Source organism: Streptacidiphilus sp. MAP12-16 (genome assembly GCF_041262165.1).
Taxonomy (GTDB): Bacteria; Actinomycetota; Actinomycetes; order Streptomycetales; family Streptomycetaceae; genus Streptacidiphilus.
On sequence record NZ_JBGCBY010000048.1, the window covers coordinates 1 to 20,723 of the forward strand.

General features: G+C 67.8%; 20 protein-coding genes and 1 pseudogene. 12 read left to right on the plus strand and 9 right to left on the minus strand.

What is annotated here, in order from left to right; translation table 11 throughout:
* Positions 1-718: 718 nt before the first annotated feature.
* The 3 genes from ABIA33_RS36605 to ABIA33_RS36615 form a co-directional block, all read right to left on the minus strand.
* A complete protein-coding gene (locus ABIA33_RS36605; RefSeq protein WP_370088266.1) occupies positions 719-1,804 on the minus strand; it encodes an integrase core domain-containing protein in 1,086 nt (361 codons plus the stop codon).
* A gap of 27 nt (positions 1,805-1,831) precedes the next feature.
* The gene (locus ABIA33_RS36610) at positions 1,832-2,764 is read right to left on the minus strand and encodes an aminoglycoside phosphotransferase family protein (protein WP_370088268.1); all 933 of its coding nucleotides are present in this window, start codon (positions 2,762-2,764) and stop codon (positions 1,832-1,834) included.
* A gap of 406 nt (positions 2,765-3,170) precedes the next feature.
* Positions 3,171-3,821, minus strand: a complete 651-nt coding sequence (locus tag ABIA33_RS36615; protein WP_370088270.1) for a tetratricopeptide repeat protein — start codon at positions 3,819-3,821, stop codon at positions 3,171-3,173.
* A gap of 537 nt (positions 3,822-4,358) precedes the next feature.
* Here ABIA33_RS36615 and ABIA33_RS36620 point away from each other — a divergent pair.
* From ABIA33_RS36620 to ABIA33_RS36640, 5 genes are all read left to right on the plus strand, one after another.
* Entirely contained in the window at positions 4,359-5,279 is a 921-nt protein-coding gene (locus tag ABIA33_RS36620) for a replication-relaxation family protein (RefSeq protein WP_370088334.1), read from the plus strand.
* Positions 5,280-5,954: 675 nt separating this feature from the next.
* Positions 5,955-6,449, plus strand: coding sequence for a hypothetical protein (locus tag ABIA33_RS36625; protein ID WP_370088272.1), 495 nt, complete (start codon positions 5,955-5,957; stop codon positions 6,447-6,449).
* Positions 6,439-6,618 (plus strand): hypothetical protein, encoded by a 180-nt coding sequence (locus tag ABIA33_RS36630; RefSeq protein WP_370088274.1) that lies wholly within the window; start codon positions 6,439-6,441, stop codon positions 6,616-6,618. Before ABIA33_RS36625 ends, ABIA33_RS36630 begins: the two co-directional genes overlap by 11 nt.
* A gap of 128 nt (positions 6,619-6,746) precedes the next feature.
* Positions 6,747-7,310, plus strand: coding sequence for a DUF4282 domain-containing protein (locus ABIA33_RS36635; protein WP_370088276.1), 564 nt, complete (start codon positions 6,747-6,749; stop codon positions 7,308-7,310).
* A 384-nt stretch (positions 7,311-7,694) separates the two neighbouring features.
* Positions 7,695-7,793 carry a hypothetical protein gene (locus ABIA33_RS36640; protein WP_370088336.1) on the plus strand — a complete coding sequence of 33 codons (99 nt, stop codon included), beginning with the start codon at positions 7,695-7,697 and terminating at the stop codon, positions 7,791-7,793.
* Positions 7,794-7,843: 50 nt separating this feature from the next.
* On the opposite strand, the pseudogene ABIA33_RS36645 reads toward ABIA33_RS36640, so the two are convergent.
* Both ABIA33_RS36645 and ABIA33_RS36650 read right to left on the minus strand, forming a co-directional pair.
* Positions 7,844-8,136: pseudogene (locus ABIA33_RS36645) on the minus strand (hypothetical protein); the annotation flags it as partial.
* 214 nt (positions 8,137-8,350) lie between these two features.
* A complete protein-coding gene (locus tag ABIA33_RS36650; protein ID WP_370088278.1) occupies positions 8,351-8,689 on the minus strand; it encodes a hypothetical protein in 339 nt (112 codons plus the stop codon).
* Here ABIA33_RS36650 and ABIA33_RS36655 point away from each other — a divergent pair.
* Positions 8,688-9,002, plus strand: a complete 315-nt coding sequence (locus tag ABIA33_RS36655) for a hypothetical protein (RefSeq protein WP_370088280.1) — start codon at positions 8,688-8,690, stop codon at positions 9,000-9,002. The two genes, ABIA33_RS36650 and ABIA33_RS36655, sit on opposite strands and share 2 nt — an antisense overlap.
* Positions 9,003-9,132: 130 nt before the next feature.
* On the opposite strand, the gene ABIA33_RS36660 is transcribed toward ABIA33_RS36655, so the two are convergent.
* The 3 genes from ABIA33_RS36660 to ABIA33_RS36670 form a co-directional block, all read right to left on the minus strand.
* On the minus strand, positions 9,133-9,690 hold the full coding sequence (locus ABIA33_RS36660) for a transposase (protein WP_370088338.1): 558 nt from the start codon (positions 9,688-9,690) through the stop codon (positions 9,133-9,135).
* A complete protein-coding gene (locus ABIA33_RS36665; protein ID WP_370088282.1) occupies positions 9,606-10,220 on the minus strand; it encodes a winged helix-turn-helix domain-containing protein in 615 nt (204 codons plus the stop codon). Before ABIA33_RS36665 ends, ABIA33_RS36660 begins: the two co-directional genes overlap by 85 nt.
* 637 nt (positions 10,221-10,857) lie before the next feature.
* Complete coding sequence (locus ABIA33_RS36670; RefSeq protein WP_370088284.1) at positions 10,858-12,591, minus strand: hypothetical protein; 1,734 nt, start codon at positions 12,589-12,591, stop codon at positions 10,858-10,860.
* A 923-nt stretch (positions 12,592-13,514) separates the two neighbouring features.
* Between ABIA33_RS36670 and ABIA33_RS36675 the strand changes: the two genes are divergently transcribed.
* From ABIA33_RS36675 to istB, 6 genes are all read left to right on the plus strand, one after another.
* Entirely contained in the window at positions 13,515-14,228 is a 714-nt protein-coding gene (locus tag ABIA33_RS36675; RefSeq protein WP_370088286.1) for an HNH endonuclease, read from the plus strand.
* 1 nt (position 14,229) lies between these two features.
* Positions 14,230-15,750, plus strand: coding sequence for a S1 RNA-binding domain-containing protein (locus ABIA33_RS36680; RefSeq protein WP_370088288.1), 1,521 nt, complete (start codon positions 14,230-14,232; stop codon positions 15,748-15,750).
* A gap of 740 nt (positions 15,751-16,490) precedes the next feature.
* Positions 16,491-17,153 carry a hypothetical protein gene (locus tag ABIA33_RS36685; RefSeq protein ID WP_370088290.1) on the plus strand — a complete coding sequence of 221 codons (663 nt, stop codon included), beginning with the start codon at positions 16,491-16,493 and terminating at the stop codon, positions 17,151-17,153.
* Positions 17,154-17,397: 244 nt separating this feature from the next.
* Entirely contained in the window at positions 17,398-18,441 is a 1,044-nt protein-coding gene (locus tag ABIA33_RS36690) for an IS110 family transposase (RefSeq protein ID WP_370088340.1), read from the plus strand.
* Between the two features lie 40 nt (positions 18,442-18,481).
* Positions 18,482-19,483: a hypothetical protein gene (locus tag ABIA33_RS36695; RefSeq protein WP_370088292.1), complete on the plus strand. Its 1,002-nt coding sequence runs from the start codon at positions 18,482-18,484 to the stop codon at positions 19,481-19,483.
* Between the two features lie 15 nt (positions 19,484-19,498).
* Complete coding sequence (gene istB / locus ABIA33_RS36700; protein WP_370088294.1) at positions 19,499-20,269, plus strand: IS21-like element helper ATPase IstB; 771 nt, start codon at positions 19,499-19,501, stop codon at positions 20,267-20,269.
* On the opposite strand, the gene ABIA33_RS36705 is transcribed toward istB, so the two are convergent.
* Complete coding sequence (locus tag ABIA33_RS36705) at positions 20,187-20,699, minus strand: hypothetical protein (RefSeq protein WP_370088296.1); 513 nt, start codon at positions 20,697-20,699, stop codon at positions 20,187-20,189. The two genes, istB and ABIA33_RS36705, sit on opposite strands and share 83 nt — an antisense overlap.
* Positions 20,700-20,723: the final 24 nt, after the last annotated feature.

The following is a 20,723-nucleotide window of genomic DNA, read 5'->3' on the forward strand; positions in this document are numbered from 1 at the left end:
ATGGCCGTACCGGCCACGAGCGTGACCAGGGCAAGTGGGGTGCCGCGGCGCAAGAGCGACCGTAATCTGCTGGGGGTCATCGCGTTACTCCGGGAAGTGAGGGAAGGGTGAACCGGCGAAGCCGGTAACTCTTGCTAGGTGCGGTACCGGTTGCGGTTGATGTCGCGCCTGGGGGCGGGCCGCGACGAGGACAGCGGGTCGTACCGCACTCAGGTGGGGCGCATGCGGGCGGGCCGGTCGCAGACGACCACAGGTTAGGAATGTTTCCTAACTCGCCGTGAGATTGGCACTCTGACGTTCAGGTGTCAAACGCAGCTGCTGTCTCCTTGGAGGCGTTGTCGGCTGTTCGCGCAGTTCATCGGCGCGCGGGGGGCGGGATCGGGTACTCCGGCAACCCGTTCTGGGGGCGGGAAGGCAGTCCTCAGCAGGACGGCGAGAGGTTCCGGAGAGGAGAGGATCCGGCGAGTACGGCTCACGTGCTGTCTCGCGCTGAACGGTCGGCAAAGTTCCGCTCAGTGCAGTCGAGTTGGTGAGACGAGGAGGAATCTACCGAGCTGGATGCCAGCAAGGGGGGAGCCGTATCCGCCAAGATCGCTGCTGATTGCGACGCACCGGCAGCAGTGGGGGCATGGGTTGACCCGCACCCTTGGTACCCGGCGCTGCTTCTTCATCAGCTTGGCCATGAACCTGTGGCGGCTCATCTATTCATCGCCGCAGGTCAAGCAGCGTATCGGTACTCGTTGATTGCGCCTCCCAGTACGCGGGTGCGCAGTAGTCGGCGGTTGTGGAGGTCGATGGCGCGTGGCGTCTTATGTGACGCGTCGGGAGGGAGTTGCCCTCGGGAGCGGTGCGGCCGATGCCGGTTGTAGTGGTCCGCGAACTCAGTGAGGACTTTGGTGGCGTGGGATGCGTTCATGATCAGTACATGGTCGAGGGCTTCTCGGCGTACGGTTCCGATCACCCGCTCGCAGTGGGCGTTCATCTTGGGCACCCATGGGGCACTGAGCAGGACTTTCGCGTCCTCGGCGGTGAAAACGGCGTCGAAGGAGGCGGTGTACTTTGCGTCCCGGTCGCGGAGCAGGAACCTGAGCTGTCCGCCGCGATCGGCCCGCGCTGTGGTGAACTCGCGGGCTTGCTGGACCGCCCACTGCCCGGTGGGGTGCGCGGTTGCGGGGGTGAGGTGCAGTCGGCGTGTGCCGTGTTCCAGGAAGGCCATGGCGTAGAGGCGTTGGCCCAGCGCGGTGTCGATGTGGAAGAAGTCTGCCGCGACGATCCCTTCGGCCTGGACGGTCGAGAACTTCTTCCAGCTCGGTCCTTGGCGTCGTGGCGCTGGGTCCCTCCCAGCCGCGTGCAGGATGTTCCACACGGTGCCCGACGCTATTGGATGACCCAGCCGCGCCATCTCGCCCTGGATGCGCCGGTGCCCCCATCGGGGGTTCTCGTCGGCGAGGGGTAGCACCAATTTCTTGAGTGCGGCGGAACGGGGCGGACGTCGGACGCGGGTGCGGCGCGCGGTGTAGTGCCACTTGTCGGCGATCAGCTTGCGGTGCCAGCCGAGCAGGGTGCCGGGGGTGACGGGGAAGACGTAGGCCCAGCGGTGCCGGGGTATCAGCGCGGACAGGGCGGAGAACCAGAATCGGTCGGCTGGCTCGTAGCGTATCGGTGCGGCCAACTGCCTTCGCAGAACCGCGTTCTCGTGCCGCAGGATCAGCACTTCGGCCTCCACCGATGGCTTCCGCTGTAGCAGCACCTCCGGCAGCGAGAGCAGTCCCCGGACAGCGCGGTACACCAGCGACACGATCATCACCACAGCGTCCCAGACCATTGACCCTCAAGTGCCCCACCTGCAGCGATGACTTCTTGAGCCCCACACCTTCAGGACACGATCAAGCGCCGACCGGCCTGCGGGTCCCCAGTTCGGCTTGCCGCCGGGCAGGCCCCGGTCCCCGTTCTGGCCCATCAGCATCAGGAACAGGCTCTTCATCGCGGCCAGCCCGCGTGCCCGTCGGACCGTCGCCTCGTCCGCCTGTGCGTAACCGGCGAAGAACCGTGCGGCGCCGCCCGCGGGGAGCAGCAGCCAGGCGGCCGCAAGGTCCCAGGCCGGGTCGCCGGCGAACACCTCGCCGAAGTCGACGACGCCCGCCAGTGTCCCGTCCGCGACGACGACGTTCGCGGGATGCAGGTCGCCGTGCACCCACACCCGCGGGCCCTCCCACTCGGGAGCCGCGACCGCGTCGTCCCACACGGCCCGGATGTCCTCCTCGGCGAAGCGGCCGAGGTCCACGGCCCGCAGGAAGTTCTCAAAGCCCTCCGTGCACGCCTTGGGGTGACCGCCGCGGTCCGAGGCGTCCGGCGCCTCGGCGGGCGCCTCCACATGCAGCGCCTTGAGGAAGGCCGCCAGGATGTCGGCCGCATGGTCGCCGCGGGTGATCGAGCCGTTGTCCAGCGGCGTGCCCTCAACCCATGTCATGACGGTCCAGATCTTGGGGAAGCGCTCGGACGGCGCACCGTCCCGCACGGGGACCGGGATCGGCAGCGGCAGGCGCGGGGCCAGGGTCGGCAGCCACCGGCGCTCCTTGAGCTGAAGATCTGGGCGGGTGTCCATCCGCTGCAGCCGGACCGCCAACTCGTCCCCAAGGCGCCACATCTGGTTGCCCCAACCGCCCGCCACCTCGCGGATGGGCAGCGCGGCCAGGTCCGGATGCTGATCCCGCAGCAGGTCGCGGACCAGATCCTCGCTGATCTCAATCTCGGACTCGATCATGCGGAGAGACAGTACTTGACGCAGGCGGAGGCGACCATGCTCTTCGGGGGATCCAGCTCCTCGGCTCGAGTCCTCAAGCTCTCTCGAAAGTCCTGCTGGCTGAGTGCCGCAGGCTGCGCCCCGTCCACCAACCGAGGCGCCAAGTCACACGCCTTCACGGCCCCGTCGGGACTCGCTCGACTTGAACAGAAGAACTTGACAGACATCCCATGAGCTGGAGTATCAAACGGCGAGTGCGTGGGCCCGGCGGGACCAGTCAGGTGCCTCGTCGCATGGCTGCCGTCGCTCAGACCGAACCGATGCCTAGCCTCGGCAGGTGACGCTCTACTTCGACCCCCTGACCATCCTCGGCAACGACCGCGAGGCCTTTCGGCCATTTTGGGGCACGCGCCGTCAGGTGGGCGCCTCACGGCAAGTTGAGCTCCTCGCGGGCTGCCGCCACCCAGCGCAGCACGCCGTGGGATTCGGTGCTCTCGGCCAACTCTGTCGCTTCCTTGAGTAGCTCCGCCGCGTCGTCCCGCCGCTCCTGCTGGGTGGCCAGATAAGCCAGCCCGATCAGATTCGCCGCGACTCCCGGCAGGAAGCCCAGATCCCGACGCAGACGAGTGGACTCCTCAAAGTGCGCACGGGCCTCGTCCAGGCGGCCGGCCATGTGGTCGGCGAAGCCGAGGTGCCGTAGGGCGTAGGACGTCGTCAGCCGGTCGCCGGCCCGGGTGGCAAGGTCGAGGGCACGCTCGAAGGCGGGCACGGCGGTCTCGGCGTCGTCGCGGATCACCTGGTGGAAGGCACCGACCCAGAACACCGCCTCGCCCTCGCCCTGCACGTCGCCGAGCCGCCTGTACAGCTCCGCCGCACGCTCGAAGAGCTCCAGCTCCCGCGATTCCTCGACCCGCTCCTCCAGGAAGCGGGCATGGATCACCCGGCCGCGGGCCAGTGCAAGGTCCGCCTCGACCTCGTCGAGGCCCCGGTCGGCGGACGCCAGCGCACCGCTGTCGCCGCCGAACACGGCACGTTCGTAGAGGAGTCCGGCATGCTTGATTCGCTCGTCCGCTGTCATGCCGTGATCGTATCGACCGCATACAAGAGAATTTGATGATCAGTCAAACATAATGGACGGAGCCTTTCAATCATCGCGTCGGGCGAGCACTGAAGCCGGTGCACCCGCGCGGTCGCGGCCTCTCCCTCCGGTGTGTGAACCGGATTCTGCACTCCCACGCCCCTGGTTGTGTGGTCTTTGGTGTGCAGGCGGTCTTCGCTCTCGGGCTGCGAGCCCTTCCTCTCCGCTCCAGGTCCGCTCGGGCCCCCCGGTTGCCTCGCTGGCGCTCGGCTGCGCCCGGCCGGTAGGCCGGCCGCGAAGAGGAGGGGAGGAGGGGAGCGCAGGCCTGGTCAAACTCATGGGCAGCCTGGGTGGGTGACAGATGTCGGTGGCGCGGGAGAAGATCGATCGCGGGATCGGAACAGCGGGAGCGGCGACGGGGGAGCGGGAGTGGCAGACGTGAACGAGCCGGACAGCGCCGCCGCGCCTGCGGCTCGGGTTGCGCGGAAGCAGCTCCGTGCGAACGCGGCCGGGTCGACGGCGAAGGTCCGCGCGGAGGTGCTGACCGCGCTCGGGGTACTCAAGGTGGTGACGGCTGATCAGCTCTGGCGGCTGCTGCGCCCGGCGGCGAGGGAGAACAAGTTCGCCCGCGCTGCGCCGAATGATCTGCAGAGCGCGAAGCTGGTCCACTCCGAGGGCCGCACCAGTGCGGGCCACAAGACCTGGGGCCTGACCACCCAGGGCCGCGACTCTGCCCAGCAGGTGATGCCCTGCGGCCGGGAGGTCGGGAACATCGCCCGCGGCGCCGGTCGCTTCGGGGCCCCGCACGCGATGGCGGTCAACGAGACGATCCTGGCGTTCATCACCGGCGGCACCGACCCTGACCCCGGGCCGGGTATCGGCACGGTCCTGTCGTGGACCACCGAGGTCGTCCACGAGGAGCGTCGCGCCCAGGCCGACGCCGTGCTGCGTGCCCCCGAGGCCGGCTGCCGGTGCCCCTGGTGGAGGTCGACCGCGCGACCGAGGCCCCGCACATCCTGGCTGCGAAGTTCGATCAGTCTCGCCATGGGTACTTTCGGCCATGATCGCGCACGGGCAGGCTGGATGCCAGGCTCCGGCGGCGCAGGTCATACGTACGAGGAAGTCCTTGCCAGGGAGACGGAGCCGCCGGGGTCCGGGTGCTCGAGGAACGCCGTCAGCGTCGGGAAGTGGTGGCGGAAGTCGGTTGGGCCGGCGTGCCTCGTGCACCGCTCGCGCGAGGGAGCGGCTGCGGATTCGTCGTGGGGTAGGGGTGACGCCGACGTTCGCCGAGGATTACACGGTAGCGAGGGTTCCGTTTCTTCTCGACGGAGTACGCCGGACTCGTCTCGATCGGAGGCCCGGTGCAGTGGCCTGACGAGGTATCGAATCGAAGGCGGAGGGCGCCGATCACCTTCGGCCACCCGCGCGGAAGCTCGTATGGGGTTGGGCAGGTATTGAATCGAAGGCAGAGGCAAGCGTCTGCCTTCGATTCAATACCTGCCCAACCCCTGCCCCTGGGTGCGGCGGTGTCGTCGGTGGCGGAGCATGGACCCGGGGAACCGCGATCATCTTGGAGTCCAGATGACTGACTGGGCGGCCGCACGCTGCACCAACGGCCATGTGCTTCCTCCGGGCAAGGCAGGAGCCAGGTTCTGTACGATCTGCGGCGCTTCCGTGATGGTCCGCTGCCCCAATGGCCACGAGGTCAAAGCCGCCTCTCACTGCGCCATGTGCGGTCTTCCCCTGTCGCCGAGCGGGGGGTGCACGCCCGCCGACACCGAGACGCACGCCCACGGCGCGGACCAGGAGGAACATGGCGCGGGCCGCGCGTCCGACATCGAGCAGCCCGCTGTCGCCGCACCCTCCGGCGCCGGCGCATCGGAAGCTGGGCCATCTACAGGTAAGGGGCCAGATCAGGGCCGGTCTGGTCATTCCCGGCTCGTGATTGTCGGTGGCGTACTCCTTTTGGTACTCATCGGCGGAGGCGGGTACTTCGGGGTCTCGAAGCTGACCGGTTCGCATGCCGGTAAGTCGTCCGTCGCGGTGCCGTCGTCTTCGTCGTTCTCTCCGGGCCTCGACCAGTCGCCGCCCGTCGCTACAGCGCCGCCGACTACGCCCCTGCAAACATCCTCCTTGCCCACGGCATCGGCCACCGAGCAGCCCTCTTCTGCCCAGGCGCAGGCGGCAGCCGTGGACCAACTGCTCGGCCAGGCCGCCAACTCCCGCCAGCAGGTGGAGAACGCCGTCACGGCGGTCGAGCAGTGCGCCGACTCGCCCTCCGTCTCCTCGGCCCAAAGTGTCCTCATCCGGGCCGCTCTGGATCGCCAGTCCCTGGTCGCAGAGCTCGGCAGCCTGAACGTATCCCAACTCCAGGGCGGCGCTCCGGCGATGCTGACGCTCAGCCGGGCCTGGTCGGAGTCCGCTGCGGCGGACTCCGCGTACGCGAGGTGGGCCGGCGCGATGGCCGACGGCAGATGCACCGCGGGAAGCTCCCCACACACGGCGGACTGGGACGAGGGTTTGGCCGAGAGCGGCAAGGCCAGCGCCGACAAGAACGCGTTCGTGGTGGCGTGGGATCCTATCGCCGTGCGGTACAACTTGCCCACAAGATCTGCGGATGCGATCTGACCGCGCCCTCGGCCGTTACGGCACGCCCGAGGCATCCCGGCACGGCGGGAGAGCGGCGGCGCTGGCGGTGGCCCTGTCCGCACTGTCACCGCTGGGCTTGGTCGGGAGACTCGATGAGGAGCCAGGCGGCAAGGAAACAGCCTCCAAGCCAACCGAGTTGCCCGACTGATACATCCGAGAGACCGTGGAAAGAGCCGGTCTTGGTCCGAGATCGCGCCAGTACCTCCAGGGCATGGGTCGGACAGGCCCATATGCCTGTGCTCCGCCCGGTTGGTGGCACGAGGAGCGTGACGGCAGATGTCAGAAACAGTGCAATTGTCCTGCCCGAACTGCGGTGCGAATGTCGCGCAGCAAGATTCCTTCTGTTCGGAATGCGGCCTGAGAATAACACCAACGAATGAGTTGATCCAGGACAACCCAGTGGCCGGGACCCACGGCCAGGCGCGCTCCGACCAGGACGAGAAGAGCAACGCTGGTGCCCCTGGCGGCTCCTCCATTCCTCCGGTGCCGCCGCCCTACAGTCCACCTTCAGGATTTCCATCCCATCCAACCTCCCCCTCGCACACATCCACCCGAGAATTCTTCGCGGGCCTGTTCGACTTCGGCTTCACCGCCTTCATCACACCGAAGGCCGTCAAGGTCGTCTACGTGATCATCGCGATCCTCCTCGCACTCGACTGGTTTGCCTTCCTCGTAGTGGGATTCGCTTACTCAGCGGCACTGGGCATTCTGGTGCTGACCGTCGGTCTCGTAGTCGCACTCCTCTGGCTGGTGATGTACCGGATTCTCCTCGAGTTCGTGATGATGTTCTTCCGGATCGGCACAGACGTCAGGGCCATCAAGGAGCAACGCGATCTCTGATGGGGCTTTGTTGGCATGCCTGTCGAGAGTGGTCATCCGAGGTCCTGGAGATGGGCGGCCATCAGGGGCCATCAGGGCCCGCGACACGCTGGGTGGTGCCCAAGCTCGCCCGCTCGGTGCCCGACGCCCGCGACATCGGCGACGCCCTGGTCCGCAGAGGGGTAAGGCTGTCGCTGGGCGGGAGCATCTACGACCCCACCGATCCCCATGTCCAAGATGCTCTTCAACATGCTCGCCGTGTTCGAGGTCGACCTCCTGCGGATGCGCACCCGCGAGGGCATGGCCGTCGCCCGGGCGAAGAGCAAGCTGAGAGACAAGTAACCCCAGCTGACGGCACGCCAGCGGGCCCACCTCGTCAAAGAGCACGCCACCGGCGAACACACCATCGCCGACCTCGCCGAACTGTTCACCGTCAGCCGGGCCACGGTCTACCGAGTCCTGGAACGCGCGAGCAAGTCGACTGCGACAGAAGCGGCCGAATGACAGCCGCGGTCCACCATGAAGTTACTCGCCGGTCAGTTTGCCCCTGGTGTCAGCCGGGCGCGCCGCCGCCTCCGCACCCGCCGACGCTCCGCCCGGTCTGCCTCTAATTCCTGCGACTCGACCGTCACTGGGGCGGTTTGCCCGGTTTCCGCCGCCCCTTTTTCTCCGCCGCGGCCTCCTCCAGCGCCGTCAGGACCTCCGGGTCCACCACCATCCCGGCCGCGTCGTGGTGCGCGCGGGGCACTGTGGAGTCCACGCTTACCAGGGAAAGGTCCGCTTGGCCACGCCGGGCGGCCTCAGCGATCATCCCCTCCATCAACGCGGCGAACACGTCCGCGTCGCGCCGACCACCGCCCCGGCGGCGTGCTGATGCGCCCGGAGGGTCATTGAATCCGCGAAACGATTCAGTCGATCCCGTCCATCTCCTCGGCGTCACATCCCAGGTGGCGCTTGCCGACAAGTTGCCGTCGTTCATCCGGCGGGAGAGGGTTGAGGAGTCTCCATCTCGGTTTGCGCGCGTCGACACAGCGTCGCCGCTGCCGCGCCCCCAGCTTGGTTCAAGCAACGGATAGGCGTGACGTCATGAGACAACACGAGGCATCAGATGTCCGGAGCGCCCATCGCGCAAGGACAAAAACTCGCATCGTCATAGCAGCCGCAGTAGTGCTGACCGGTGGAATGGGATTGGCGGCGTGCGGCTCCGGCACAACACCACCCGCACCGACCCCGCCGTCATCGAGCGCTCCCACCACGACCGCGCCGTCCACGGCGTCGGGACCAAACCCCTTCACGGGAAACATCGGCAGCGGAGGCAACAGCGCCACACCTCCGGCCAGCGGCAGCAGCTCAGCCCCGCCGTCAACCACCCCTGCCACCGGAACGCTGAGCTTCACCATGGTGTCCTGCGGACGGCTCACTGCGGCCCAGCAGACCAGAGGCGGCGGCTACCCCTACGGGATGGTCATCCAGGAGACCGGCACTGGCATCCAGGGGGTCTCTGCAGGCGCCTACCTCTACCCCACCTTCAGCAACGCTGATGGCAGCGGCCAGCTACCGCCCGGAGATCACATGGTGCGGCCAACCCAGACCAGTGCGAACGACACGATAGTAATCGGCGACAGCAACCCCGGCGCCAACGCACCGATCAAGTGCAGCGCCTATTGGGTGCGACTGAACGGCGACGCAACCCACCACCCCATCGGAGGATGACATGCACGAGCACCGCCAGGCCGTCATTCACGGGCGCAGTAACGCGGTAGCCATCGCTCTCGCCGTGCTGGCCGCTGTCGGCAGTGGGACGGGTATCGCCGCTTCTGAGGTTGTCGCGTGAGGGTGACGGTCATGGTGGTGTGAGGATCAGGCCGGTTTCGGCGATGAAGCCGCCGAGGAGGCCGGTGCGGTACTGCATCTTCTTCAGGCGGGTTCGGGCCTTCGCAGCGAGGTCGTCAGTGGTGCCCGCGGCTGGGTTGGCCAGCGATTTCTTGAGGTGCGCCCATACCCCCTCGGCCGGGTTCAGGTCAGGGCTGTAGGGCGGCAGGCGGAAGACCGTCAGCCAGTGCCGGGCCGCGAGCAGTTCGCGCATCGCGGTGTCCTTGTGCTGGGTGGCGTTGTCCCACACGAGTACGATCTTCCCGCCGAGCTGCTGGTGTGCGGCGTCCAGCAGGGCTGCGAAGTCCGGCTCCCGAAAGCCCTTCTTCTCGCCGTTGCGGCCGTGGTGAACCAGCATCCGGAAGATCAGGCGGGTGCGCTCGCCGGGTCTCGCGCAGACCAGCCCGGCCACCGAGACCCGACCCGAGCCCTTGCCACTGACCCTCACCACCGGGGAGTGCCCGCGCCGGGACCAGGTGCGCGCTTTGGGAGGTCGCAGGCTCTGCCCCGACTCGTCCTCGAAGCACAGCCACGCACCCTGGTCCCGGACTGTTTTTCCACGACCGGCCAGACCTCCTTGACCCAGGTCTCGACGGCCTTCTCGTCGCGCTCGGCGGCCCGGTGCACTGGGACCTGCACGCTCCACGCCATCTCGTGCAGGATCCGCGAGACCTGCTTGATGCTGAACCGTAGGTGGAACCGTCGAGCGATAACGATCTGGACCCGGGCCAGGGTCCAGCGCTGGTCCTCGGTCCAGCCGTGCGCGGCCGGCCCGCGCTCCAGCTCCGTGTCCAGCCACGCCCGCCAGGCCGGTGTCATCCGCGAAGGCGGCCCGCTGGGCCCCTTGGACCGCAGTGCCTCCAGCCCACCCTGACGCCACTGCGCCTGCCAGGCGTAAACCGACTTCCGCGAGACCCGCAGCCGCTTGGCCACCACCGGCGGCGACACGCCCTCCTTGAACAACTCCGCAGCCTCGAACCGCACCCGCTCACGCCGCTCACGCCGCTCACGCCGCTCACGCTCCGCCGCGGTCAGACCGCCCCCATCGGGATACCTCATCCCTACGACATACAACCAAAACTGACCCTTCGTCACCCTCACCCGACAACCTCAGTTGCGCGCCGGTATCGGTGGGGTTGGTGCGCGGGCAGGCGGTGGGGCGTTTGCTGGCGTTGGACGCGCGGGGCGAGTTGTCGACGGATCATGCGTCGGTTGGTGGCCGCGGCGGCGGGGGGTCGCTGTGGACGGTTTGGCGGTGGCTGGAGGCGGCCGGTGCGGGTCGCAGTGGTCCCGCGGCGCGGGAGCGTTTCACGCTCACTGCGGACCTGCACGCCCGCCTGGTTCGGTGGTGTGGGAATGCGGCTGCGGTGCACCGCGAGCTGGTAGCCGAGGCCCGCGCGGGGGCGCTGGCCGGGGACGGGGACGAGGCGGCCGTGGCCTGTGCGGCGGCGGGGGTGGTGTCGCCGGCGACGCTGCAGCGGGCGGTGCTGCGGGATTTGAATCCGGGTCAGCGCGCGGCGGCGAGGGGCGGGGAGCGGGCTCGACGGCGGCATGACGTGCACCTGCGCCGTCCGCGCCGGTTGCGCAGTGCGTGCCGGGAGGGGGACCATACGCACGTCCCGGTCGAGGTGGACCTGGAGGGGGACCAGCCGGGTCTAGGTGTGCGCACCGGATCCAGGTCCGGCCTCACCCGCGGTCAGAAATCGGCGTAGTAGCCGTCGAGGTCGGCGATGAAGTCGGTCTTGCCGCCCACTGCGTTCGCCTGGACTATGTCGTACGGCGCGCTTGAGACGACCACCTGGTTGGCCAAGTTTCTTCCCGGAAGGTAGTTCAGCGTGGAGGTGGTGACCTTGCCGTTCGTCTCTGGGGCCACTGCGAGGTAGCCCGCTCCGGTCTCGTCGGTGACCGTGACGTTGAAGTCGAAGGCCTTGGCTCCCTCTGGAGGGATTCCGTTCTTCCAGGTCTCTGGCTGGATGAGGAGGTTGCCCAGCTTCCCTCGCGTCACCTGCCCCAGGCCGGAGCGGGTGTCGACGATGCGGGTCGGAGTGATGGGGAAGTACCACGCCCCTGAGGAGGAGTAGTAGCCCTCGACGTCCGCTATGAGGTCTGATGAGCCGGACGAGTAGAAGTCGACTTTGCCGTCGACTACGGGCACTGTCACCCGGTTGGCGATCGCCACCCCGGGGGTGGAGTTCAGGCTGGAGGCGCTCGGCCGTCCCTGGCCGTCCGCGAATGCGGTGACGTAGCCCTGCTGCTGGGCGTTGACAGCGGTCAGGTTCAGTACGACCGACGACACCCCCGAGGCGGGGATCCCGCCGCGACCGGTCACCTCAAGGACCACCGTGTGGCCGGACTGCACCTGGCCCCGGGCCACGCCCGTGCCGTACCGGGTGTCCATCAGGCGTGCGGCGGTCGTTCCGGTGAACCGGTCGCCGGCGCCGCCGGTGAAGTAGCCCTGCACATCGGCGACCAGGTCTACCGGGCCGGCACTGGTGTAGAAGACCGCTTTACCGTCGACGACCGGCACAACGACCTGCTGTGCGACGCTCCCACCAGGCATCAGGTTGAGGCTGGAGATGCCCGGACGCGGCTGGCCGTGTGTGTAGACCGTCAGGTAGCCGTTCTGGGAGGTGTTCGTCGCGGTCACGTTCAGCACGACGGCGGTCACCCCGCTTGCGGGTATCCCGTACTTGCCGGCCAGTTGGAGCGTGGTCGAGCTGTCGGCGGAGAGCGGCTTGTCTGGCGCGCCCAGGCCCGTCCGAGTGTCCATGGCACGCGTCGGCGGCAGCGGCCGGTACCCGCTTGCAGTCGGCGGGGTGTAGTTCTGGCCTTTGCCCTGGTAGTTGATTCCGATGGCAGTGGTGCCGTGCACGGTTCCGGACTGGTCCAGTACCTGGAGGCTTCCCGTCAGTTGTACCGTCTTCGAGGCGGGGGCCCCATTGATGTTGTACCTGACGTCCGTGCCGTTGTAGGACAGGTCGGTTCCGGCGATCTTCGCGGCGATCGAACCGTCCGGCTGCACCGTCCAGGGGAGGTAGACATACTGGGGATTAGCGGTGTTCACCCAGACCATGAGGTGCAGCCGTTGGGCGAGCCCCGCCGGGCTGTAGCCGGACTTAGCGACCGAGGCTGCGTCCAGGCTCAGGACGACCGTGCTGGGGCCGCTGAGCATGCTGTCCTGGGTGTCCAACTCGCACATCGGCACATCGTCGACAGCGGAGCCGCTGTCGCTGCCGCCTTGAACGGCGAGCGGCGATGCCGGAGACCACGGCACCCAGTCGCTGCCTCCACGCCAGCAGGCCGCGTCCAACGTCAAGCTCCCTGACGCGGCGACGGCCTGGGGGGAGATCCCGAGCGGTGCCGCGACCAGGGCGCCGACCGAGAGTCCTACCGCTATGAGCCTGGTACCGCCCACGCGTTGGGCCACCATGCCGACTTCCCCCTATTTTCAGATGATCACAAGGGGCGCAGACTACAGCCGCTCTCGGCTCCACGCCACAACGCTGTAGGCGGCAGCACCGTTTCTGGCCTTTGGCGCTCTCGCCAGAGCCCATGAACTATGCTGCGGCGGAGAAACGGGCGTCGTTTCACCGAAGCATTTCCGCACCGCCGCTGTCCGGGTCTACGGCGACGGACAGGGGCGGTCTAGCGCGATCCCAGCCCGTGTTCGCGCCTTCCCGTGGGCGGAAGCGGAAGATCAGCAGAGGCTTGGGCCCGCTGAGAGTGCGCACGACGCCCTCCATCGGCCCGGTCACGTCCCAATCGTCGATCCTGCCCCGGACGCTGGCCGTGAACTTGGCGACTGCGAGTTGACGTGCCGACGCGTGATCCATGCAAGGAAGGATGCAACGAGCTGCCGCGCTGGTCGAGCGTGACGTGCTGCCGGTGGCCTGGCGGGGTGCCGAGGAGTTCAGCCCGCCGGTGCGGTGACCGCCGCCTGGGTCGATGCTGTGCCGGGTGGCGTCCGCGCCACCCGGAGCGGGTCTCACAGGCGGGAGCTGCGCCAGCGTGCGTAGTCGCGTTGCCCTGGTGAAGGAGGCAAGTACGAGCGAGGTAGGCGCACCTGAGGCCGGGCCCCCTCAACCGCCCTGGCGCCTTTGGAGGCTGGGGCGGTTCGCATTCCGCTACCTCCCAGGTAGCGTCGACCCCGCAGGCCCCGCGACGTGTGGGCGGCACGTTGACTGCTGAGGAGCGACTGTGGTTCGAGGACGCATACCGGCCGCACCCGCGGCGAGTGACGGCTTCCGGATCGCCGACAGCGCGACAGCCGTGAAGCCCCGGTCTGCGCGCCGGACTCGCCCCGGCACGCTCCGAGTGCGCGATCGGGAGGTGCCTCGGAGTTTGTATGAAGCTGTGGAGTACCGATGGGAGTACCAGCGGCGGTTGCGCCAGCAACGCGGTCGACCTTCGCGCGACTGGGAGCTGACCCCCGAGCAGTTCATGCTCCTACAGGTGTACGTGGCAGTGCGACGGCTGCACGGCAAGCGGCGTATGGAGCGGTTTGAGGAGTTCGTGGAGCTCTCGGCCCAGCGCGAGGCCGCGTACCGGGCCCTGACTGCGGCCGAGCAGGCGGTAGCGGACGAGGAACGCCGCGAGGAGCAGGGCAGAGACACCAACTCCACCCGGCGTGAGACTTGGAAGCGCACCAACGGGCCTCGTGCCCGGTACAACCTCGCCGGGATCTACGAGCGCGACGGTGGCACGTGTGTGTGGTGTCTGGGGCCGGTCTCTCGCGCCTACCGCAGGCCAGACGCGCGCAGCCCGAGCCTGGACCACATCCAGGAGCTGTCCCAGGGGGGAGCGGACCACTCGGACAACATTGCGCTGACCCATTTGTTCTGCAACATGGACCGCCCGCCGGCAGGCAGGTTCGTGTCCCCGCATTACGCACGGTTTCGGCTCGCCCTGCGGGTGAAGCGCGGACCGGACGCCATGCCGGGGTATCCGCCGCAAGCCGAACTCGACGCATGGGCCGACGGCAGGCAATGGGCCCTCGCCGAGCAGAGTGCACACGAAGCCCAACGCCACCAGAACCCACCGGTGCCTTCGACGCCTGGCGGGCAGTGACGTGGTGCTGCCCTACGTCTACCGGGTCACCAAGTACGACCCTGCGGACCGCGACGAGCACGGCAGGTACGTCGGCACCGAGCTGGCGGTCAGCGACCATGGGGCCGTCGAAGCCGCCTACCTACAGGCTGTGGCCGCCTTCGCCGAAGATACCGGCGTCGACCACGTGGCCATTCGTGAGCCGCAGGTCGCGCCGAGCCTCGTCGACTTCGGCGCGGAGCCGGCCATCGAGGGCCACGGCCTGGCTGGGCTCTTCCCGCCCGACCTCGCGGGATTCCACGACGGCGCCCGGGTCCCGCTCGCCTTGGGCCTGGCACTGGTGCGGGTGATGCTCCGCGACAACGGCGCCTGGTGCCGCCTGGAGGTCGAGGGCAGGTTCAGCGTCCACGTCGGATGGGACCAGTACCTCTACATCGGCAGCAGCAAGCCCTGCCAGCAGGCGCTGGCCCGCACCCGGGCACTCGGACTGTTTCCGGAACGACTGAACTCCTCCCCCTATGACGCCGCCTTCGACGAGCCCGGCGAACAGCGCCCCGCCGACGACATCTTCTGGGCCCGGGTGCGTTGGTACGTGGCCATGCGCCAAGCGGCGATCCTGGAGGAGACCTACGTCGACAACGCCACTCGCTGGCACCGACTCAGCGACGGACCCCTCGATGAGGTTCGCGCCCGGCTGACCCCGCGTGCCCGGCTGGCTGTCTGGCCGGAGCTGTCCGCCGACATTCCCGCGCTCCTCGCGGCCCTACCGGACGAGGGCCTGGTCGAGTTCGTCTGGGAGGACGAAGACGGCCAGATCACCAGCATCGTCGCTGACGAGACCCAGTTCGCGGAACTCGCAGGGCAGATCACCGGTGCCCGCGCCGCAGCTGTTCTGCCCGTGTACGTCGACGAACGCCACCCGCTGTTCACCGCTGTCCTGCCTGACGATGACGGCGTCCTTCGGGCACGCTGGAGGACGGAGCCGACTTCCAGCGACCGCGACTGGGCCTTCTTGAAGACCCTGCACCGAGGACAGATCTGCACCGGGACCGTCATCGAGACCGCCACCTTCGGCGTCACCTTCGTCGACGTCGGCGGCTTCACCGCAATGATCAACATTCCCGAGCTGTCCTGGCGCCACATCAACCATCCCTCCGACATCCTTACTGTCGGGCAGGAGATCAACGCCGAGATCCTCGACGTCGACCTGATCCGGGAGCGAGTCCCGCTGTCGCTCAAAGCGCTACAGGAAGACCCGATGCTTCGGCTCGCCCAGCAGACCGGACGGATCGTTACCGGCCCAGTAACAAAGCTCGTGCCGTTCGGCGTCTTCGTCCGTATCGAAGACCGAGAGGACGGCTTCGAGGGGCTGGTGCACAACGGAGAGCTGGCTGAATCGCCCGTCAAGCGGCCCGAGGACGTCGTCGAGGTGGGCGACATCCTCACCGTCAAGATCATCGATGTCGATCTCAAGCGCCGCCGCATTGCCCTGTCACACACGCAGGCCCATGCCGCCAGCTCGGAGGAACAGCCGGACGCCTGACGATGAGACAAAGCCGATGCAAGCCGAGCTGGACGAGGCACAGTGCGACGCGGCTGACGCCGGTCATGCCGAAGAGCCGTCATGGGGATGGTGGAACGGGCTGGTCGGTACTTTCGCGGAGCACATCAGAGCCAGCACGACGCACCTCGAATCCGGTCGGTCGTAGCCTGTCAAAGAGCGGATTTCGTTGATCGCGGCCAGCACTTTCCCCTGCTGGATGAGCTCCCGAGCGCGGTCCTGTGCAGAGCGTGGCACTGGCAGTCGCAGGGCTTTGACGACATCGGGGTCCCAGCCCTGCCGGCGGGCACGCCACGATCGCAGCCGTGGTCCAAGCGACCAGTTCAATGTTCCCCCGGAGCTGTAGCAGCCGCCTCAGTGGTGCTTGGTGATGATACGGATCCGAAGGAGGTGGACGGGCATCGTTCCGGTGCCTGCGGATACGCATCATGACTCGGCCGTGATGCCACGGCCTCCACCAGGTGATCTACCCCCAGAGGTCCGCACCGTCGCGGCCACTCGGGTCCATCGTCAGCAGATCCTCGTGAAGACCCGAGAGGAGGCGGCCGGTGGGAGAGCCGCCCTTGGCAGACTGGCTATGTAAGTGAGTCTTGAGAGCAGCGGTAGGTGAGTTCTGACTCCAGTGGGGTGGGGCGGCATGGAGCCGGATTTAATGTCGGTGAGATTTGACTCCACTGGGGGCCTTGCGGTGGGAGGATGCCGAGTGCAGTAGGTAGCCCTGGGTGGCTCAAGTGCCGGTCTCGAAGATCGAGTTGTACGCGGCGATCCGTCGTGACGCGAAGGTCGAAGGGCTGTCGAGCAGGGCTTTGTCGGCCAAGTACGGGGTCGGCCGCAGGACGGTGGCAATGGCGCTGGAGTCGGATTTCCCGGCCACGCGCAAGGCGCTTCCGGCCCGGGTGTCTCGCCTGGACCCGTTCAAGGTGGTCATCGACCAGATCCTGCGGGAGGACCTGGCCGCGCCGCGCAAGCAGCGGCACACCGTCAAGCGGGTCTTCGACCGGCTGATCGACGAGCACCAGGCCCAGGGCGTTTCCTATGCGATGGTTCGCGACTACATTGCCGTGCGCGGCCCGGAGATCCGGGTCGAGGAGGGCCGCGGGCCGCCGCAGGTGTTCATCCCCCAGACCCACCGGCCCGGGGACGAGGCCGAGGTCGACTTCGGCGACGTGTGGATCCAGCTGAACGGTGTGTCCACCAAGGTGTTCCTGTTCTCACTGCGGCTCTCGTTCAGCGGCAAGGCTGCCCACAAAATCTTCGCCTCGTGCGGGCAGGAAGCCTTCTTGGAAGGCCACCTCCACGCGCTCCAGGTGCTGGGCGGTGTTCCTCGCAGCAAGATTCGCTACGACTGTGAGGATGATCGGGTGCCGCTCCGGGCGGTGGCCTGACTCGCGCTACGACTGGCCTTGTGCCTTGAGTTTGATCTGTCGGCCATCTGTCCGGAGTGGCACTTGCTGCCGCCGGGCAGGGGACGTGTCCCGATAGGGGCTTCGCGACAGGCACCGTCACAGTCTTGACCGCCCCGGCTCGGCGACGGCCACCGGTTCCCGAGGCGATAAGAGACAGGCGACCTTGTCCAACATCACGCATCACGCAGCCCCATGTCACACCCCGGCCGACGCCGGCGAGGAAATCCTCCTCGGCGTGGACACCCACAAGGACGTCCACGCCGCGGCCGTCATCACCCTCCTCGGGGTCGCCCTGGACGGCCGCAGCTTTCCGTCGACCACCGAGGGCTACCGCCAACTCATCACCTGGGCACGATCGTTCGGCACCCTGCGGCGGGCCGGAGTGGAGTGCACAGGTTCCTACGGGGCTGCCCTGACCCGACACCTGCACGCCGAGGGCGTCGAGGTGGCCGAGGTCAACCAGCCGGACAAGGCCGCTCGTCGACGCCACGGCAAGACCGACGCCATCGACGCCGAGGCCGCCGCTCGCGCCGTGCTGTCCGGCCGTGCTACCGCCGCCGCCAAGACGAGTGACGGTCCAGTGGAGATGCTGCGGCTGTTCAAGCTGGCGAAGGGGTCAGCGATCAAGTCCAGGACGCAGGCCATCAACCAGCTCAAGAGCGTTCTGGTCTCTGCGGACGCCGCTCTGCGCGAGTCGCTGGCAGGTCTGACCAACCCTCGCCTGTTCAAGCGGTGCGCCGACCTGGACGACCTGTACACATCCGGACCGGCAGGTGCCGCCCGCCACACGTTGAGGTTGCTGGCCCGCCGCATCCAACATCTGACCGAGGAGATCGACGACCTCAACAAGCGCATAGCCGAGGCCGTTGACGTCAGTACGCCGGGTCTGCTCGACGTGCGCGGGGTCGGCCCGGACAGCGCTGCCGCTCTGCTGATCTCTGTCGGCGACAACCCTGAGCGCCTCGCCAGCGAGGCGTCCTTCGCGGCCCTGTGCGGCACCAGCCCGGTCGAAGCGTCCTCCGGCAAGACCCAGCGCCGCAGGCTGAACCGCGGCGGCGACCGCCAAGCGAACGCCGCCCTCTACCGGATCGTCCTCAGTCGTCTGCGCTGGGACGACCGCTCCCAGAACTACCTGAGGCGGCGCCTGGCCGAGGGGAAGACACGCCGAGAGATCATTCGCTGCCTCAAGCGCTACGTCGCACGGGAGATCTACCGCCTCATCGTCCCCCCGAGCACCGCCGCTGACCCAGTCGGAGGGGCTGCTTGACATCCATAGGGGCATCAACCTGCGGGCGGCGGTCAGTCAGGTGCTGGGTCGCACCCGAGGGCGGGTGGAGTCCGAGCGCTGGACGGCATTCCGGTCGCACTTCGGGATCGAGAGTTTCTATTGCAATCCGGGCATCGAGGGCGCCCACGAGAAGGGTGGCGTCGAGGGGCAGATCGGCTGGTTCCGTAGGAACCACCTGGTCCCCGTCCCGAAGGTCGAGTCCTTGGCAGAGCTGAACGCCATGGTGGAGCAGTGGGACCGGGACGACGACGCGCGCCGGATCCTGCAGCGGGCGCTGACGGTCGGGGAGATGTTCGCCATCGAGCGCCCGCTGCTGGCGCCGCTGCCCGAGGAGGACTTCGAGACCGGTTTGGTCTCTTCCCAGCGGGTCAACCGCTATGGGCAGGTCAGCGGCCGAACGAACCACTACTCGGTGCCAGTTCGGCTGATCGGGCGGATGGTCCGGGTCGTCCTGCACGCCTCTGAGCTGGTGGTCTACGAGAACCACAGGGAAGTCGCCCGGCACGAGCGGTTGATCGCCAAGGGCGGCTCGCGCCTGGAGCTGGACCACTACCTCGAAGCCCTGCTCCGCAAGCCCGGCGCGCTGCCCGGGGCCACCGCCCTGGACCAGGCGCGCTCGGCAGGCAAGTTCACCCCGGTCCACGACGCCTGGTGGCAGGCCGCCTGCAAAGCCCACGGGGACGCGGCCGGCACCCGTGCGCTGATCTCGGTGCTGCTGCTGCACCGGCACATGCCCCACGAGCACGTCGTGGCGGGCATCGCCACCGCGCTGCGGGCCGGCGCGCTGACCGCCGACGCGGTCGCCCTGGAAGCACGCAAGTGGGGCGAGACCGACCAGGTCGGCGACCCGGGGGCCGACCAGGACACACCGCGTCGGCGGCTGGACGGCGGGGCGACGGTGACCTCGTTGACAGTGCGGCGCTTGGCCGCTCTGCCGCCGGACCCCAGGCCGCTGCCCTCGGTGGCCGCCTACGACCAGCTGCTGCGATTGCGCCGGCGTCCCGCCGACGGACCGGCCTGAGCGAGAAGAGGGACCATGACCGCAAAGCGCGCACTGACCGAGCAGGCTGCCGACGCCGCCGTCGACGCCTCGTGCCGGATGCTGAGGCTGCCCACCATCCGCTCCCAGTACCCCGAGCTGGCCCAGGCCGCAGTGCGCGACCAGATGACCTACCGCGGGTTCTTGGCCGAGCTTCTGCTCTCGGAGTGCGATGACCGGGCCCGGCGCCGCTCCGAGCGCCGGATCAAGGCCGCGGGCTTCCCGCGCGACAAGTCCCTGCGCCAGTTCGACTTCGAGGCCAACCCGGCCATCAACGCGGCCCAGATCCACACCCTGGCCTCCTGCGACTGGGTCAAGAAGTGCCTGCCGCTGTGCTTGATCGGTGACAGCGGCACCGGTAAGTCGCACCTGCTGATCGCGTTGGGTACCGAGGCCGCGATGCACGAGTACCGGGTGAAGTACGTGCTGGCCACCAAGCTCGTCAACGAGCTGGTGGAGGCCGCCGACGAGAAGATGCTGGCCAAGACCATCGCCCGCTACGGCCGCGTCGATCTCCTTTGTATCGATGAACTTGGCTACATGGAGCTGGATCGTCGCGGGGCGGAGCTGTTGTTCCAGGTGTTAACGGAGCGTGAGGAAAAGAGCAGTGTGGCGATAGCCTCCAACGAATCCTTTGGAAAAGCGCACATGTTCCGGCGAACCTGTGCCAGGCAGCGCCGAACCGTCACAGGTTCGAGGGTGTTGGGAGACCGCTCTCATCGGATGATGCGCTTGTGGAGGGGAACGCGTTGCGCCATGCCGTCCTGAGGTCCTCCAGTTCGGTGCGTGGAAAGGGCGACAGCCATTTCTTGCGATAGGCGTCCTCGCCCGGGTCGATGGCGACTCGGTCGAACCCCTCGACTATGGACCTGGCCAGGGAGTCCACGGGCTGGCGGCACGATTGCCACAGGATTTGACCATCGGATTCAGGGTGTCGTTCGTCTTCGAGGTGGAGGACGTCGATGTCGAGGTGTTCGCCATAGCGACGGAAGATCCAGCGTGTGGCGGCGGGTTCACCCTCGAACTGCACCTTGGCCAGGCGTGCACCAAGGACGATCCTTGTCACTCCGTCGAGCAGGTTCTCGGGCGCTCTGCTGATATAGGAGACGTGGACTCTGCCCTCTGAGTGGCCGTCACTGATGGTGCAGTCGGCTGATCCGGCCCAGCCGAGGGTCCAAATGAACGACATCTGGGACATGGGTGCTCTCCTGCATAGTGGTGT

Excerpts from the sequence above, each read along its gene's own strand:
- ABIA33_RS36650 (WP_370088278.1), bottom strand. The coding sequence starts at position 8,689 with ATGGTGAAGCTCAGCGTTCCGGTGGCAGGGGTGGTTGACGGCGGGGCT.
- istB (WP_370088294.1), top strand. The coding sequence starts at position 19,499 with ATGACCGCAAAGCGCGCACTGACCGAGCAGGCTGCCGACGCCGCCGTC.
- ABIA33_RS36635 (WP_370088276.1), top strand. The coding sequence starts at position 6,747 with ATGTCAGAAACAGTGCAATTGTCCTGCCCGAACTGCGGTGCGAATGTC.
- ABIA33_RS36705 (WP_370088296.1), bottom strand. The coding sequence starts at position 20,699 with ATGTCCCAGATGTCGTTCATTTGGACCCTCGGCTGGGCCGGATCAGCC.
- ABIA33_RS36665 (WP_370088282.1), bottom strand. The coding sequence starts at position 10,220 with ATGAGGTATCCCGATGGGGGCGGTCTGACCGCGGCGGAGCGTGAGCGG.
- ABIA33_RS36605 (WP_370088266.1), bottom strand. The coding sequence starts at position 1,804 with ATGATCGTGTCGCTGGTGTACCGCGCTGTCCGGGGACTGCTCTCGCTG.
- ABIA33_RS36670 (WP_370088284.1), bottom strand. The coding sequence starts at position 12,591 with ATGGTGGCCCAACGCGTGGGCGGTACCAGGCTCATAGCGGTAGGACTC.
- ABIA33_RS36630 (WP_370088274.1), top strand. The coding sequence starts at position 6,439 with ATGCGATCTGACCGCGCCCTCGGCCGTTACGGCACGCCCGAGGCATCC.
- ABIA33_RS36610 (WP_370088268.1), bottom strand. The coding sequence starts at position 2,764 with ATGATCGAGTCCGAGATTGAGATCAGCGAGGATCTGGTCCGCGACCTG.
- ABIA33_RS36615 (WP_370088270.1), bottom strand. The coding sequence starts at position 3,821 with ATGACAGCGGACGAGCGAATCAAGCATGCCGGACTCCTCTACGAACGT.
- ABIA33_RS36655 (WP_370088280.1), top strand. The coding sequence starts at position 8,688 with ATGGTGTCCTGCGGACGGCTCACTGCGGCCCAGCAGACCAGAGGCGGC.